This is a genomic window from Candidatus Poriferisodalis sp. (assembly GCF_965215815.1).
In the GTDB taxonomy this organism is placed as follows: Bacteria; Actinomycetota; Acidimicrobiia; order Acidimicrobiales; family Poriferisodalaceae; genus Poriferisodalis.
Genome location: NZ_CBDCEO010000013.1, coordinates 2,511,856 through 2,526,182, shown reverse-complemented (window position 1 = coordinate 2,526,182; position 14,327 = coordinate 2,511,856). Strand labels below are relative to the sequence as shown.

The following is a 14,327-nucleotide window of genomic DNA, read 5'->3' as shown; positions in this document are numbered from 1 at the left end:
CCAATTGGGTACATTCGGCGAGGCGAACGAGGGGGACTGATGGCAGAGGACAGCTTCACGATCACCGACAACCGCTCGGGACAGTCGGTGACCGTTCCCGTGGTCAACGGCACGATCTCCGCCGCCGCGTTGCGCGGGCTGGACAGGGGTCTGTGGTTCTACGACCCGGCCTACCTCTCGACAGCCAACTGCGACTCCAAGATCACCTTCATCGACGGGGACGAGGGAATCCTGCGCTACCGGGGCTACCCCATCGAGCAGCTGGCCGAGAAATCCAGCTTCCTCGAGGTTGCCTACTTGATCATTCACGGCGAGCTTCCCACCGAGGCCGAGGCAGCCGAGTGGATCCACCACATCACGTTCCACACCTACGTGCACGAGGACATCACGCGCTTCATCAAGGGCTTCCGCTACGACGCCCACCCCATGGGCACCCTGGTGTCCACGATCGCCGCGCTGTCCACGTTCTACCCCGAGGCGAAGGACATCGACGATCCCTACACACGGCTGGTGCAGATCATCCGGCTGATGGCCAAGATGCCGACGATGGCGGCGTTCACCTACCGCAACCGGATGGGGCTGCCCTACGAGTACCCGGTGAATCACCTGAGCTACACGGCCAACTTCCTGCGGATGATGTGGAGCGTGGCCGACCCCGACTACGAACCCGACCCGACGCTGACGCGGGCGCTGGACGTGCTGTTCATCCTGCATGCCGACCACGAGCAGAACTGCTCCACCACCACGATGCGCACGGTCGGCTCGAGCCGTGCCGATCCGTACTCGGCGGTGGCAGCGGCCACCTGCGGCCTGTACGGGCCGCTGCACGGCGGCGCAAACGAGCAGGTCATCCGGATGCTGCACGAGATCGGCGACTTCGACAACGTGGCGTCCTACGTCGAGCGGGCGAAGTCCGGTGAGGTGCTGCTGCAGGGCTTCGGCCACCGCGTCTACAAGAACTACGACCCGCGAGCAAAGATCATCAAGGAGACTGCCGACGCGGTGTTCAAGGTGACCGGGCTGAATCCGCTGCTGGACATCGCCATGAAGCTCGAGGAGGTCGCGCTCAGCGACTCGTACTTCAAGGACCGTCGGCTGTACCCGAACGTGGACTTCTACTCGGGACTCATCTATGAGGCGATGGGCTTCCCGATGGACATGTTCACGGTGCTGTTCGCCATCGGGCGCACGCCCGGCTGGCTGGCGCACTGGGTGGAGATGCTCGGCGATCCCGAGCAGAAGATCTACCGGCCCCGCCAGAAGTACACCGGTCTCGGCGAGCGCAACTATGTGCCGATCGAGGCCCGCTAGCCGTCTCGCGAGATGTGCAGCGCCTGATCGGCGCTAGCTCACATCCAGCAGGATCTTGCCGACGTTCGCGTTGGTTGCCATGTAGCTGTGGGCCTCGGCGATGTCGTCGAGGGCAAAGCGAGAGTCGATCACCGGCCGCAGCGAGCCGTCGTCGAATCGGGGCAGCAGCTCGGCGCAGAACCGCTGATTGGCATCGATCTTCTGCTCGATAGGCCGCGAGCGCAGCACGGTTCCGATGAGCGCCGCCCGCTTCGGCAGCAACGCGCCAAGACCGAACGTGGCCATCGGCGCCCCCATGACGCCGACTTGGATGATGCGGCCCTGGATGCGCACCGACGCGATGTTTCGGGCCAGGTAGTCGCCGCCGATCACGTCGAGGACCACGTCGACGCCGCGGCCGCCGGTCCACTCCTTGACTGCCTCGGCAAAGTCGGCCCCGGTGTAGTCGACGACGAGATCTGCCCCGAGGTCGGTGCACGCCGCCACCTTGGAGGTCGAGCAGGTGACCGCTATGCGGGCGCCGATGGCCTTGGCAATCTGGATGGCAGCGGTGCCCACGCCCGACGCTCCGGCGTGCACCAGCGCCGTGGCGCCCGAGGCCAGCCCGCCCTGAGTCATCAGCGCATCGTGAGCCGTCATGAACACTTCGGGAATGGCGGCGGCATCGCGCAGCGTCACCGAGGCGGGGATGCGTTGCAGCATGCGCTCATGGGTCACGACCTGCTCTGCTTTGGCGCCACCCGAGGTGATCCCCATGACCTCGTCGCCAACGGACCACCCGGTGACGCGCCCGCCCAGCTCCGCGATGGTCCCGGCGAATTCCAGGCCTGGAATCTCGATGTCGGGCTTGCGACCCGGAGCGGGGTAGAGGCCCATCCGTTGGAGAAGGTCGGCCCGGTTCATGGCCGAGCAGACCACGTCCACCAGCACTTCGTCGGGTCCGGGCACCGGCGCGGGCACGTCTCGCACCTCGAGCACATCGACACCGCCGTATTCGGGAATCACCACTGCACGCATGAGCGGCGACGGTAGTGCGCCGGTGGTTAGCCTGCGAGCCCGTGCGTACCGATGCCGTAGTGGTGCTGGAGGGTGCGAGGAACTGCCGCGATGTGGGCGGCTATCCCGCAGCGAGCGGTAGACGGGTGCGGACGGGGGCGTTGTTCCGCTCTGATCGGCTGAGCGCGCTGACCGACGACGACCTCTCCGAGTTGGGCAGCCGCGGCATCCGCACGGTGGTGGACTTCCGTGCGGGACCGGAGATCGAGCGGGACCGCTCTCGGCTGTGGCCCGGTGTCACCTCGCACATTTCCCTGCCGGTCGGCGACACGGTGGACGGCGACATCAGCTTGGTGGATCAGATCTTCGAAGGCCGGCTGCGGTCGGTCTCCGAGGGCGACATGGCCGAGCTCTATCTGAAGATGATCAGCACCTACGGCGAGCGGTTCGCTCAGTTCGTAACGATTGCGGCCGACGTGGACTATCTCCCGATGCTGTTCCACTGCACCGCCGGCAAGGACCGCAGCGGCATCGCATCGGCGCTGCTGCTGGAAGCGCTCGGTGTGAACCGTGAGGTAGTGCTCGACGACTACTGCCTGTCCAACGAGCTGCGGTCTCACCAGCGCATCAAGGAGCTGACGCCGCAATTCGCGCAGATCGGCATCCCGATCGACGACGTGCGGGCGATTCTCAGCGCTCCCCGTGGGGTGATGGCGTCAGTTCTGGCAGAGCTCGACGATCGGTTCGGGCGTGCGGGAAGCAATGGCAGGCGTGCAGGCGCCGAGGGGTATCTGCTGGCCCACGGTCTCGACCCCGCAGCACTCGAGATGCTCCGAGCGAACCTCCTGATCTGAGGCAACCAATCTGTGCACTGACCCTGGGGGTCGAGGCCATCTACTGTCCTGGCGGTGGATTACCGCTGGCCCCAAGAGCTGACAGATCTGGCTGATGAGGCGGCCGCGTGGGTGCGCGAAGCCACGGCAGACCTGTTCACGATCGACGATGGCTGGCTGGTCGGCTATTCCGATGAGTTCACGGCGCGGCTGGGAGATCGCGGCTGGATAGGGATGTGCTGGCCGACCTCGGCCGGGGGCGACGGGCGGCCCGAGGTCGAGCGGTTCGTGGTGACCGAGCAGCTCCTGCTGGGCGGTGCACCCATGGCCAGCTCGTTCTTTCCCGACCGCCAGATCGGCCCCGTGCTGCTCGCCTATGGCACGCCACAACAGCAGGCCAGGTTCCTGCCCGAGATGCGTGCGGGACGCTCTCGCTGGTGCATCGGGATGTCCGAGCCTGATGCGGGTTCCGACGTTGCCGCCATCGGGACCACAGCGGTGCGCGACGGCGACCGGTTCATCGTGAACGGCCAGAAGATCTGGACGAGCGGCGCAGCCACGGCCAACTGGTGCTACCTGATCTGCCGGACCGATCCCGATTCGCCGCCGCACAAGGGCATGAGCGAACTGATCGTGCCGATGGACAGCCCTGGCATCGAGGTACGGCCGATCCGGGATGCATCCGGCGATGCGCACTTCAACGAGGTGTTCTTCGACGAGGTGGCGGTGCCCGTCGAGAACCTGGTGGGCGAGCTGAACAACAGCTTCTCCCAGACGATGCGTGCGAACCGGGTGTCGCGCAACGTGACCTATGCGCCCGCCTACACGATCATGGGAGGCACCACTCAGATCCTGCGCAACATCATCGGCGAGCGCATTCTGCGACTGCCCCGCGAGCCCCGTGTGCCCCGCGGCTAGGGGCCGCGACCCGTCTAGGGGGCGAAGCGCCAAGTGCTGGGCTCGTCGGTTGCGGTGATGTGGCCGGCAGTGCGCCCGGCGAAGTGAGTGCCGATGACGAGCCGTCCGTCGGACCACCGGGGAAAGGCATCGAGCCGGGTTGCGGTTGAGGTGCCATCGGCGGAGTAATCGGCACTGGAGGCCAGGTCGGGATGGGCGAACTGGAGCGGGTGGTGGATCATGTCGCCCGTAATGACCGCCCGCTCTCCTGCCGAGGAGATGATCACGCTGGCGTGGCCCGGGGTGTGGCCGGGCGTCGATTCCAGCCAGACCTCGTCGTTGATCCGGTGGTCGGGAGCCACAAGTTCCGCGAGCTCAGCGTCCATGACCGGCTGCACCGAGTCCTCGAACACCGGGCCGTAATCCTGCGGCTCCGCTCGCCAGTAGTCGTATTCGGCCTGCACGAACAGGTACTTGGCGTTTCCGAAGGTCGGTACCCATGCGCCGTCGACAAGCCGGGTGTTCCAGCCGACGTGATCGACATGCAGATGGGTGCAGACAACGACGTCGATTGTCTCGGGTGGGAATCCCGCTGCGTCGAGGTCTTCGAGAAACGGGGTGGAGAGATTCTCGAACGGCGGCGCACCCGGGCGTGACTTGTCGTTGCCGACGCATGTGTCGACGATGATGCGCATGCCCGCCGATTCGATGACCAGCGAGTGCATCGACAGACGCATGCGGCCGTCGTCGGTGACGAAATCGGGGCGCAGCCAGTCGTAGTCGTCGATGAGGTCCTCAGCTCCGGGCAGCAGGATGCCGAAGGGCCAATGCACTTCGAGCTCGGCGATACGGGTGATGCGGGCATCACCTACGGTCCAGCTGATGGGGGTCGACTTGTCGACGGTGGGCATCGTCGGCTCTCCTGGTGGGGTTTGCGCGCGGTTTCGCGGGCGGGCACGCCACACTATTGCGACGCGATGCCCTGCCGCCGGGGACAAGCCAGTAATCGGACAACCATTTCAACTGTCCGAGAGGGCCGACTCGATCTGAACATGGACGACAATCAGACCCAGCGAACCGATGCCGGAACACCGGAAGCGGAGACCATGAACATCGACGCCTCACCCTCCGGCACCGCCGGACAGGGTTCCGAACGTGGCGAGCGCTTCCGCCACGCCGCGATCGAAGCCGAACTGGCAACCGGCGAGCGCGAGCCGACCCGGCAGAAGGCCTGGCAAAACTCGATCATCCGCCTGGCCCGGATTGGACTCGGACTTGGCGTCGTGGTGCTCGGCATCATCCTGATGCCGCTGCCTGGACCGGGAATGCTGGTGGTCGCCGTGGGTCTGGCGATCCTGGCCCGTGACGTGGCCTGGGCGGATCGCCTGTTGCGCAAGGTGCGCGAGCGTTTGCCATCGGACGCCGAGGGCAAGCTGCCTCGCTCGACCGTCATCACGATGATCCTTCTGGCATTGGCGGGCATCGCAGCATCAATCTGGTTCACGGTGGGCGATATCAACCCGATCGAAGTGGCGCTGTTCTGGCGCGACTGAGGAGACGCGAAGGCAGGTGCGCTCGCTGCAGAAGCTTCTATTGTCGCGAGCGGGGGCGAAGCCCCTTCGCTTCTATTGTCGCGAGCGGGGGCGAAGCCCCTTCGCTCGCACTAGTCACTGGATGTGCACTGGGGTGGAGACCTCGCTGAAGAAGTCGTTGCCCTTGTCGTCGATCACGATGAACGCGGGAAAGTTCTCCACCTCGATCTGCCAGACGGCTTCCATGCCCAGCTCGGGGTATTCGAGGACCTCGACCTTGCGGATCGAGTCCTTGGCAAGCCGAGCGGCTGGACCGCCGATGGAGCCGAGGTAGAAACCGCCGTAGCGGGCGCACGCCTCGGTGACCTGGCGGGACCGGTTGCCCTTGGCGAGCATGACGAGGCTGCCGCCGGCGGCCTGGAACTGCTCGACGTAGGAGTCCATGCGCCCGGCGGTGGTAGGACCGAACGAGCCTGAGGCGTAGCCCTCGGGAGTCTTGGCAGGCCCGGCGTAGTACACGGGAAGATCGCGCAGGTAGTCGGGCAGGCCGTCGCCGGCGTCGAGACGCTCCTTCAGCTTCACGTGGGCGATGTCGCGGGCAACCACCAGCGTGCCGGTCAGCGACAGCCGGGTCTTGACAGGGTGCTGGGTGAGCTGGTTGAGGATGGCGTCCATCGGCTGGCTCAAGTCGATCGGCACGACGGCGCTCGACAACTGCTGCTCCTCGGTGGCGGGCAGGAAGCGGGCCGGGTCGGTCTCGAGCTGTTCGAGGAAGATGCCGTCCGCGGTGATCCGCCCGAGCGCTTGACGGTCGGCGGAGCACGACACTGCGATCGCCACGGGGCAGCTGGCGCCGTGGCGGGGCAGGCGCACCACCCGCACGTCGTGGCAGAAGTACTTGCCGCCGAATTGCGCCCCGATGCCGAACTCGCGGGTGAGCTCCAGGATGCGCTGCTCCCACTCGAGGTCGCGGAAGCCGTGCCCGGCCTCGCTGCCCGCCGTGGGCAGGGTGTCGAGATACTTTGCCGAGGCGTACTTGGCGACCTTGACGGCGAACTCCGCCGACGTGCCGCCGATGACGACCGCAAGGTGGTACGGCGGGCAGGCGGAGGTGCCCAGCGTGCGCAGGGTGGTGTCAAGGAAGCGGGTGAGGCTCTCAGGATTGAGCAGCGCCTTGGTCTCCTGGAACAGGAAGCTCTTATTGGCCGAGCCTCCCCCCTTGGCCATGAAGACCAGCTCGTATTCGTCTCCCGGCGAGGCGTAGATCTCGATCTGGGCGGGCAGATTGTTGCCGGTGTTGATCTCGGTGAACATGTCGAGCGGGGCGAGCTGCGAGTAACGCAGGTTTGACGTCAGGTAGGTGTCAGCCACTCCTTGGGAGATGGCCTCGGCGTCGTCGAAGTCCGGGTCGTCGTCGGTGCCGGTGAGCACACGTTCGCCCTTGTGGCCCCAGATGATCGCCGTGCCGGTGTCCTGGCAGCTGGGCAGCACTCCCCCAGCGGCAATGTTGGCGTTCTTGAGCAGTTCGAGGGCCACGAACCGGTCGTTGTCCGACGCTTCAGGATCGTCGAGGATCGCAGCGAACGCTGCCAGGTGGTCGGTGCGAAACAAGTGAGCGATGTCGCGCATGGCCTCGGCTGTGAGCAGCCGCAGCGCCTCAGGTTCGACCTGCAGGAAACGTCGACCCGCAGCCGTGATGGTCGAGACGTGATCCGACGTGAGGTGCCGGTAGGTCACATCGGCGGGACCCGTGGGAAGCAGTTCCACGTGGGAGTACGTGCTCATCACTTCAGGCTAGGGAGGCGAGCACGCTGGCGAGCCACAGGCTCGCAACGCGAGAATGTGGCTGTGGCAAGCGTCGAGTCGATCAATGCGATCACCTTGCGGACCCCCGACATGTCGGCATCGGTCCGCTTCTATCTGGCCTTGGGCTTCCGGCTCAGCTACGGCGGCGACAATGCACCGTTCAGCACCCTGCGCAGCGGCGGGTGTTTCGTGAACCTGATCGCCGTGGACAGCCCGGCCGAGGCCGAGACCGGCTGGGGCCGGGCGATCTTCCACGTGGACGACGTCGACGAGCTCTACCAGCAAGCGCTCGACGCAGGCCTGGAACCGCAGGCCCCGCCGCGCGATGCGCCCTGGGGCGAGCGCATGTTTCCGATCTCCGATCCCGCCGGGCACGACCTGAGCTTCGCCAAGCGCATCCGCTCCTACGAGGTCGACCACCCGGAATTCTGATCACGACGTCTGGAGACAATTCGCAGACGCTGCGCACCTGCCCGATGTGCCGGCGCACGGGAGCCGCGGCGTACCGTCAAGGCGTGAGCGAGGGGCTGTTCGAGGCTGGGGGCAGGGAGCGCCTGGCCCGCCAAGCCCCGCTCGCGGCCCGGCTGCGACCCGCAACGCTCGACGAAATCGTGGGTCAGGACCACCTGCTCGCTCCTGGCCGGCCGCTGCGGGAGCTGATCGAGGCCGATCGCCTGTCGTCGGTAATCCTGTGGGGACCTCCCGGCACCGGCAAGACCACGCTGGCACGCGTGGTCGCCTCCAGCACTGCCAAAGAGTTCTGCGAGCTGTCGGCCGTCAGCGCCACCGTCAAGGACGTCCGCGAGATCATTGCCGAGGCCCGGCTGCGAATCGGGGAGCTCGGCAGGGGCACGATCCTCTTCTTGGACGAGGTGCACCGGTTCAACAAGGCCCAGCAGGACGCGCTGCTGCCTGCGGTCGAGGACGGCCTGATCGTGCTGATCGGCGCCACCACCGAGAACCCTCACTTCGAGGTGAACCCGCCGCTGCTGTCCCGCTCGACGCTGTTCCGCCTGGTGCCGCTTGACGACGTTGCGCTGCGAACGCTGATCGGCAGGGCTCTGGCTGCGGAGGGCGCGACCGCCGACGATGACGCCGTCGACCACATTGCGGCCCGCAGCGGCGGCGACGGCCGCCACGCCCTCACCAGCACCGAGGTTGCCGTGGCTCTCGCGTCCCGCCGTCAAGCCGCCGTGGCCGCCGGCTCCGCCGACACGCCTGTGGCCGGCACACCTCCAGCCGACCCGGCACACGCAACGTCACACCTGCGCGTCACCCTCGGCGACGCAGAGCACGCAGTCGACGCCAAGGCCGTCCGCTATGGCGCCGACGGCCACTACGACACCATCAGCGCATTCATCAAGTCGCTGCGCGGCTCGGATCCCGACGCAGGCCTGTACTGGCTGGCCCGCATGCTCGATGCCGGCGAGGACGCCCGGTTCATCGCCCGCCGCATGGTGATCCTGGCGTCGGAGGACATCGGAATGGCCGACAGCACGGCCCTGCTGGTTGCCGAAGCCGCTGCTCGAGCGGTCGAGTACGTCGGACTGCCCGAAGCTCAGCTGAATCTGGCACACGCCGTCGTGCGTCTGGCCACAGCCCCCAAGTCGAACCGGGTCACCGTGGCACTTAGCCGAGCGAAGGCCGACGCTCGAACCGCAGGCGCGGGCGAGGTGCCCATCCACCTGCGCGACGCCCACTATCAGGGCGCCGCATCGCTCGGCCACGGAGACGGCTACCAGTACCCGCACGACGATCCGAGCGGCTGGGTGCCCCAGCAGTACCGGCCCGACGAAGTCGCGGCCAACGTCTACTGGGAACCCTCCGAACACGGCCGCGAACGCGAGCTGCGCCGGCCCGAGCCAACGGATCCAGACCCCGGCACCTAGGACCAACCCCGGTAGGAGGCCCACGGGCCGTGGTTGAATGACTCAGACGGCGGGGGCACGACAACATGCCCCTGACCCTTGTGCGGGGGTGTGACATGAGCGCAGGTGCAGCAACGCTGGGACTGGCCGAGGTGCCCATCGTCAGCTACGGCGACGTCGAGAACGAGATGGTCGCCTACCGGGCCGCGGGCACCGAGCGAGCCATGCAGCTCGGCAATCGCGGGCCGATCCGCTTCACCGACGACGGTCAGCTGCATCCCGAGATCGTCGAGGCGTACTCGCGCTGCGGCTTCTACATCTTCACTGGGGTGCTCGGCCCTGACGAGCTGGCCGACATCGAGGCCGACGTCATCGACATGCTGGACCGCTGCCCTACCGCGCCCGACGCGACCACCGACCGTCACGGCCGTCCCGCGCTCGGCACCGGCCACCAGAGCCGCGCCGTCTCACTCGTCCGCCCGCTGACCGACCCCTACGGCGGCACCGACGTGGCTCACGGGCGTCATCCCTTCAAGATGATTGAGCCTGCCGCCCCCGACGGAGCGCCTGAGTGGGTGGTGCAGATCATCAGCGGCTCGCTGCAATTCTCCGAAGCCTGCTTGCGGGTGTACGCGCACCCTGGCCTGCTCGGCGTCGCGCAGGCGCTGAACGGAACCGACTTCACGCCGTTCAACGAGGTCGTGTGGATCAAGCAGCCCGGCCTCGGCGGCTCGGTGGCGTGGCATCAGGACGGCTGGACCCATTGGGACCACCCCGAACTTGACGAGGGCACCCACGGCTTCAACTTCATGGCCCAGCTCTACGGCTGCGATGCCACGAACGGCCTGTGGGTGGTGCCGGGCTCGCATCGCACGGGCAAGTTGGACGTCAAGGCCATGTGCCTGGCCACCGGCTCGGATCGGCTCGGTGACGCGGTCCCGATGGTGTGCGACCCAGGCGACGTCGCGATCACCAGCCGTCAGGCCATTCACGGCTCGTTCGCGAACACCTCCGAACGGCCGCGGATCACCATCAACTTCGGCTTCCACCGTCGCCGCTCAGTGCACGGGGTGCGCAGCGGCGGCGTCCACAACCCGATCTCGCTCTATGACGACGCGTACATCGCCGAGCGGTCCCGGGTGATCGGCTGGGCGATCGACGCCCGAGCCAAGCGCTTCGGGGACGAGACGCCGTTCGTCTATGCGCCCAACGTGGGCCGCGAGCACGAATTCGTGTGGGATGACGCCGCTCGTGAGGCCATCAAGGACTACAACCTGAAGGACCTCGGCATCTAGCCACTGGCCCGAACCGGCCGCGGCGGTTTGTTGCAGCGAGCTGAGCTCAGCCCTCGAGCGGGATGACCGCGCTGGATCCGATGCGCAGCGTCACGCTGGTACCAACGATCGGGCCAAGAGGTGTGATGGCATCCAGCGTCGTCGTCGTCGCGCCCATGTCCGCTTCGAGTCGCAGCTCGTAGCGATCACCCCGGAATCGGCGCCGGACTACGACGGCCGGCAGCTGCACAACTCGACCGTCGCTGGTGTCGAACCCGTCGTCATCGACAGCGGCAACCTCGATGCGGTCGGCACGCAAGACGAAGGCCTGGCCTCGACCGGCAGCGTCGGCCAGCACCGGCGGCACTTCGTCGTCGAACACATTGGTGTGGCCGAGGAACCGGGCAACCGGCGCCGTGCGAGGATCGGTCCACACCTCTTCGGGAGTGCCGATGCGCATCAGCCGCCCGGTCGCCATCACGGCGATGCGGTCTGCCAGGGCAAACGCCTCGTGATGGTCGTGGGTGACGTGCACGGCGGTGACGCCCACCTGATCGAGCACCGGCCGCAGCTCATTGATGAGCCGCTCACGCAGCAACCGATCCAGCGAACCGAATGGCTCGTCGAGCAACAGCACCCTCGGTTCGGGGGCGAGCGCCCGTGCCAGTGAGACTCGCTGGGCCTCGCCGCCGGACAACGTCGCCACTTCGCGGCCTTCGAAACCCGCCAAGCCGACCAGCTCGAGCACTTCGGCAACCCGTCGGCGCCGTTCGGCAAACGGCACCTTGGCCATGCGCAGCCCGAACGCCACGTTGCCTTCGACGTCGTAGTGGGGGAACAGCACCTCGTCTTGGAACATCAGGCCGATGCCGCGCTGGTCGGGGCGCTGGCCGGTCAGGTCCCGGCCGTCGAGTTCGATCCGCCCGGCATCGAGCGGCTGCAGGCCCGCAGCAGCGCGCAGCAGCGTGGTCTTGCCGCAGCCCGACGGGCCGAGCAGCACCACCATTTCGCCGTCCCCGACTGCCAGGTCCACCCCGTCGAGCGCCTTCGTTCCGTCGAAGTGAACGTGGGCGCCCGTGATGCGCAGCGTCCCGCCGCCAGCTCCCGTTGTGGCCACGACCCTGACGCTACGCACTCCGCAGGGGTCGCCGATCCGGATTTTCTGCAGGCGTCCAGCCGGCCGCGATGTGTGCGTGAGCGGGCGAAGGCGATCCTGACGCAGACTGAGGGCGACGGGACGTGCGACGAGAGGATCGAGGCATGGCGGATCGGCTGAGCGGACGAACAGCGCTGGTGACCGGGGCGAGCCGGGGTATCGGCGAGCACTGCGCCCGGGCTCTGGCAGCCGACGGGGCACGGGTCGCGCTGGCAGCACGTGCGACTGATGATCTCGAGCGGGTCGCTGCCGAGCTGCCGCACGACCCGGTGGTGATCCGCAGCGACCTGAGCGAAGTTGGCGCCTCAGCGGAGTTGGCTGCTGCAGCGGTCGAAGCGCTCGGCGGCGTCGACATCCTGGTCAACAACGCCGGCCGAGGCGAGTTGCGTGAACCCGGCGGCGACCAGGCCGTGCTGCAGCTGAACTACCTTGCGCCGCTCGAGACCACCCGGGCACTCGCCCGCCAGATGGGCAAGCGAGGACATGGCTCGGTCATTCACATGTCGTCGATTGCCGGTTCGGTCGGCGTGAGCGAACTGCCCACCTACGGGGCAACGAAGGCTGCCCTCGACTCGCTCACCCGCTCGCAAGCGGCCACCTACGGCCGCTTCGGCATCCGGGTGAACGCCGTGGCCCCGGGCCTCATCATCACCGAGATGTGGGAGGCCGGCCGCGAGATCCCCGGCCTTGCCGACGGCCTCGAACGCCACATCGCGCTCGGCCGCTGGGGCGTGCCCGAAGAAATTGCCGACGTGGTCGCCTTCCTCGCCAGCGACCAGGCCCGCTACATCACCGGCCAGACCATCACCGTCGACGGCGGCTACCAAGGCGTCACCGCCTGGTCGAACTACCCCGCCCCGTGCGCCTGACAGCGCGCGCTGCTGCGGTAACTCACAAGCCCTTGTCGGCGTAGTGCCTGTCGATCGCCTCACCAATCATCTGATGCTTGTTCGCCCGGATGTTGGAACCGCCGTCGTCGAACAACCCAAAGAGGGCCGTGATGCTCTGCGCAGGGGCAGCCTCTTCCAAGTCACGGTCAACGAGCCGGCGAATGTACTCCGACAGCGAGATTCCATGCTGTGCTGCCTTGCGCTTGGCGAGGGCGTGCTGGTTGTCGGTCAAGACGATCATGGTGCGCATAGTCTCACCTCAGCATATGTGGCAGAGCATAATTTATGCCGCCACCTCGCCTGATCGGATGCCAGCCAGGGAGATCCAGTCGTCCAACCGGATTGGGTTGGCAAGTTCGATGCCGTGCGGGCGGTATGCCGCTGCCACGGTCGACGCTTGTGCAGCAGAGATGCCGCTCAGTGCAAGATGACCTCCAGGCGCGACACGCGCCGCGATCTCGTGCGCAAGGTCGATCAGAACATTGGCGGTGATGTTGGCCACCACGTAGTCGAAGGTCCCCAGATCGGTGTCTCCGACCGCAGCAGTACTGAAGCGAGCCGTCGCTTCAAGCCCATTGCGACGGGCATTGGCCTGAGCAGCCGCCGCTGCGGCGGGCTCGATGTCGACGCCCACCGCTTCGGCAGCACCAAGGCGTGCAGCGACCAGCGCCAGCACCCCGCTGCCGCATCCGACATCCAGGACCCGTTCGCCGCCGGCTGCCTTACTCGACAGCCATGTGGCCAGCAGCCGGGTGGACGGATGCGTTCCGGCACCGAACGCTCTGCCGGTGTCGATTTCGACAACTGCCGGCGAGTCGGCTTCCGCCCAGGGAAAGCACACCGCCAAGTGCTCTCCTACTGCCACATACCGGTTCCGGTTGAGCCAGCCGATTGCCTGCGCCTCGTCCGCCGGTCCGAGCACTGCAGCATGGCCATCAGCACGCAGCAACGCCACGACCTCGCGGGCGGTCTGATCGTCGGCCACTCGAACCCGGCTCACCCATCGGCCGCGGCCCAGCAGCTCATGTGACACAGCCAGCGCAACCGCGCCCAGCACCGGCGGCAAGCTCGGCGGGAGCGGCGCAGGTCGCCCCAGCGGCACCGAGTTGGCCAGCACCACGCACGCGCCGCCGACACCAACATCGCCGCACCCCGAGTTGCGTCGGGACCCTTCGCTCACACCAGCATTGTCGCCACCAACCAGTGCTCACGCTGCGTACGGCCTGTCACATGCCATCGCTAGGGTGGTGTCTTGCCCAGGGAGAAGGTCTCCCGCTACTACATGGGGGTGATCGGTTTCGACTTTGACGGTTGAAGTGAGAGAAGCGAGCCGTGGTCTCCGGATCCACGTTAAAGAGCCGGAAAACTTACAAACGCCAACGTCGAACGCGACGATCTGGTGCTCGCAGCCTGAACTTAGGTTGTGAGTTCGGCCCGACTGCCCCTGTCCTGCGGGCGTCGGTGCCATCATCTGCAGGGCTAGCCCGCCACCCGTGCCGACGGGGTGACGGGGACTCTCACAGACGGCTAAGGCGACTGCCAGGGTGTCGCTGCCCTCAGTTACCCGACAATCTCACAGCGACTGCGCTCGGAGAAGACTTGCCGAAACGTTGAAGGACGCGGGTTCGATTCCCGCCACCTCCACCTCTGATGTGTCGCCACAACAAGCGCCTCGTGGTCACGGCACCGACGTCGACCAAGAACTTCGCTGCCCAACCCGGTCGGCGTATCGTGCGACGTTGCCGCTTCTAGTACGGCGTCACG

Annotated in this window: 14 protein-coding genes and 1 other RNA gene; 9 read left to right on the top strand and 6 right to left on the bottom strand. The window is 66.8% G+C overall.

The window, feature by feature from the left end; translation table 11 throughout:
* Window positions 1–39: 39 nt before the first annotated feature.
* Complete coding sequence (locus tag ACOOHB_RS21435) at window positions 40–1,311, top strand: citrate synthase (RefSeq protein ID WP_420446811.1); 1,272 nt, start codon at window positions 40–42, stop codon at window positions 1,309–1,311.
* Between the two features lie 33 nt (window positions 1,312–1,344).
* On the opposite strand, the gene ACOOHB_RS21430 is transcribed toward ACOOHB_RS21435, so the two are convergent.
* Window positions 1,345–2,328 carry an NAD(P)H-quinone oxidoreductase gene (locus tag ACOOHB_RS21430; protein ID WP_420446810.1) on the bottom strand — a complete coding sequence of 328 codons (984 nt, stop codon included), beginning with the start codon at window positions 2,326–2,328 and terminating at the stop codon, window positions 1,345–1,347.
* 41 nt (window positions 2,329–2,369) lie between these two features.
* On the opposite strand from ACOOHB_RS21430, the gene ACOOHB_RS21425 reads away from it, so the two are divergent.
* Both ACOOHB_RS21425 and ACOOHB_RS21420 read left to right on the top strand, forming a co-directional pair.
* Window positions 2,370–3,161, top strand: a complete 792-nt coding sequence (locus ACOOHB_RS21425; RefSeq protein WP_420446809.1) for a tyrosine-protein phosphatase — start codon at window positions 2,370–2,372, stop codon at window positions 3,159–3,161.
* Window positions 3,162–3,215: 54 nt separating this feature from the next.
* Complete coding sequence (locus ACOOHB_RS21420) at window positions 3,216–4,058, top strand: acyl-CoA dehydrogenase family protein (RefSeq protein ID WP_420446808.1); 843 nt, start codon at window positions 3,216–3,218, stop codon at window positions 4,056–4,058.
* A 14-nt stretch (window positions 4,059–4,072) separates the two neighbouring features.
* Here ACOOHB_RS21420 and ACOOHB_RS21415 read toward each other — a convergent pair whose 3' ends face one another.
* On the bottom strand, window positions 4,073–4,948 hold the full coding sequence (locus tag ACOOHB_RS21415) for an MBL fold metallo-hydrolase (RefSeq protein ID WP_420446807.1): 876 nt from the start codon (window positions 4,946–4,948) through the stop codon (window positions 4,073–4,075).
* Window positions 4,949–5,143: 195 nt separating this feature from the next.
* Between ACOOHB_RS21415 and ACOOHB_RS21410 the strand changes: the two genes are divergently transcribed.
* Window positions 5,144–5,590, top strand: coding sequence for a PGPGW domain-containing protein (locus ACOOHB_RS21410; protein ID WP_420446806.1), 447 nt, complete (start codon window positions 5,144–5,146; stop codon window positions 5,588–5,590).
* A 114-nt stretch (window positions 5,591–5,704) separates the two neighbouring features.
* Here ACOOHB_RS21410 and ACOOHB_RS21405 read toward each other — a convergent pair whose 3' ends face one another.
* Window positions 5,705–7,354, bottom strand: coding sequence for a fumarate hydratase (locus ACOOHB_RS21405; protein WP_420446805.1), 1,650 nt, complete (start codon window positions 7,352–7,354; stop codon window positions 5,705–5,707).
* A 63-nt stretch (window positions 7,355–7,417) separates the two neighbouring features.
* Here ACOOHB_RS21405 and ACOOHB_RS21400 point away from each other — a divergent pair, with 63 nt between their 5' ends.
* The 3 genes from ACOOHB_RS21400 (at window position 7,418) to ACOOHB_RS21390 (ending at window position 10,538) form a co-directional block, all read left to right on the top strand.
* Window positions 7,418–7,807: a VOC family protein gene (locus ACOOHB_RS21400; RefSeq protein WP_420446804.1), complete on the top strand. Its 390-nt coding sequence runs from the start codon at window positions 7,418–7,420 to the stop codon at window positions 7,805–7,807.
* Between the two features lie 83 nt (window positions 7,808–7,890).
* A complete protein-coding gene (locus ACOOHB_RS21395; RefSeq protein WP_420446803.1) occupies window positions 7,891–9,264 on the top strand; it encodes a replication-associated recombination protein A in 1,374 nt (457 codons plus the stop codon).
* Window positions 9,265–9,359: 95 nt separating this feature from the next.
* A complete protein-coding gene (locus tag ACOOHB_RS21390) occupies window positions 9,360–10,538 on the top strand; it encodes a phytanoyl-CoA dioxygenase family protein (RefSeq protein WP_420446802.1) in 1,179 nt (392 codons plus the stop codon).
* Window positions 10,539–10,584: 46 nt separating this feature from the next.
* On the opposite strand, the gene ACOOHB_RS21385 is transcribed toward ACOOHB_RS21390, so the two are convergent.
* The gene (locus tag ACOOHB_RS21385; RefSeq protein ID WP_420446801.1) at window positions 10,585–11,634 is read right to left on the bottom strand and encodes an ABC transporter ATP-binding protein; all 1,050 of its coding nucleotides are present in this window, start codon (window positions 11,632–11,634) and stop codon (window positions 10,585–10,587) included.
* A gap of 143 nt (window positions 11,635–11,777) precedes the next feature.
* Here ACOOHB_RS21385 and ACOOHB_RS21380 point away from each other — a divergent pair, with 143 nt between their 5' ends.
* Entirely contained in the window at window positions 11,778–12,542 is a 765-nt protein-coding gene (locus ACOOHB_RS21380; RefSeq protein ID WP_420446800.1) for an SDR family NAD(P)-dependent oxidoreductase, read from the top strand.
* Window positions 12,543–12,564: 22 nt separating this feature from the next.
* Here ACOOHB_RS21380 and ACOOHB_RS21375 read toward each other — a convergent pair whose 3' ends face one another.
* Window positions 12,565–12,813 (bottom strand): hypothetical protein, encoded by a 249-nt coding sequence (locus ACOOHB_RS21375; protein ID WP_420446799.1) that lies wholly within the window; start codon window positions 12,811–12,813, stop codon window positions 12,565–12,567.
* Between the two features lie 33 nt (window positions 12,814–12,846).
* The gene (locus tag ACOOHB_RS21370) at window positions 12,847–13,743 is read right to left on the bottom strand and encodes a 50S ribosomal protein L11 methyltransferase (RefSeq protein ID WP_420446798.1); all 897 of its coding nucleotides are present in this window, start codon (window positions 13,741–13,743) and stop codon (window positions 12,847–12,849) included.
* A 104-nt stretch (window positions 13,744–13,847) separates the two neighbouring features.
* Between ACOOHB_RS21370 and ssrA the strand changes: the two genes are divergently transcribed.
* Window positions 13,848–14,210, top strand: a transfer-messenger RNA (tmRNA) gene (ssrA, locus tag ACOOHB_RS21365).
* Window positions 14,211–14,327 lie beyond the last annotated feature (117 nt).

Coding starts and splice junctions, on each gene's coding strand:
- ACOOHB_RS21430 (WP_420446810.1), bottom strand. CDS start 2,328: ATGCGTGCAGTGGTGATTCCCGAATACGGCGGTGTCGATGTGCTCGAG.
- ACOOHB_RS21435 (WP_420446811.1), top strand. CDS start 40: ATGGCAGAGGACAGCTTCACGATCACCGACAACCGCTCGGGACAGTCG.
- ACOOHB_RS21405 (WP_420446805.1), bottom strand. CDS start 7,354: ATGAGCACGTACTCCCACGTGGAACTGCTTCCCACGGGTCCCGCCGAT.
- ACOOHB_RS21410 (WP_420446806.1), top strand. CDS start 5,144: ATGAACATCGACGCCTCACCCTCCGGCACCGCCGGACAGGGTTCCGAA.
- ACOOHB_RS21390 (WP_420446802.1), top strand. CDS start 9,360: ATGAGCGCAGGTGCAGCAACGCTGGGACTGGCCGAGGTGCCCATCGTC.
- ACOOHB_RS21380 (WP_420446800.1), top strand. CDS start 11,778: ATGGCGGATCGGCTGAGCGGACGAACAGCGCTGGTGACCGGGGCGAGC.
- ACOOHB_RS21415 (WP_420446807.1), bottom strand. CDS start 4,948: ATGCCCACCGTCGACAAGTCGACCCCCATCAGCTGGACCGTAGGTGAT.
- ACOOHB_RS21375 (WP_420446799.1), bottom strand. CDS start 12,813: ATGCGCACCATGATCGTCTTGACCGACAACCAGCACGCCCTCGCCAAG.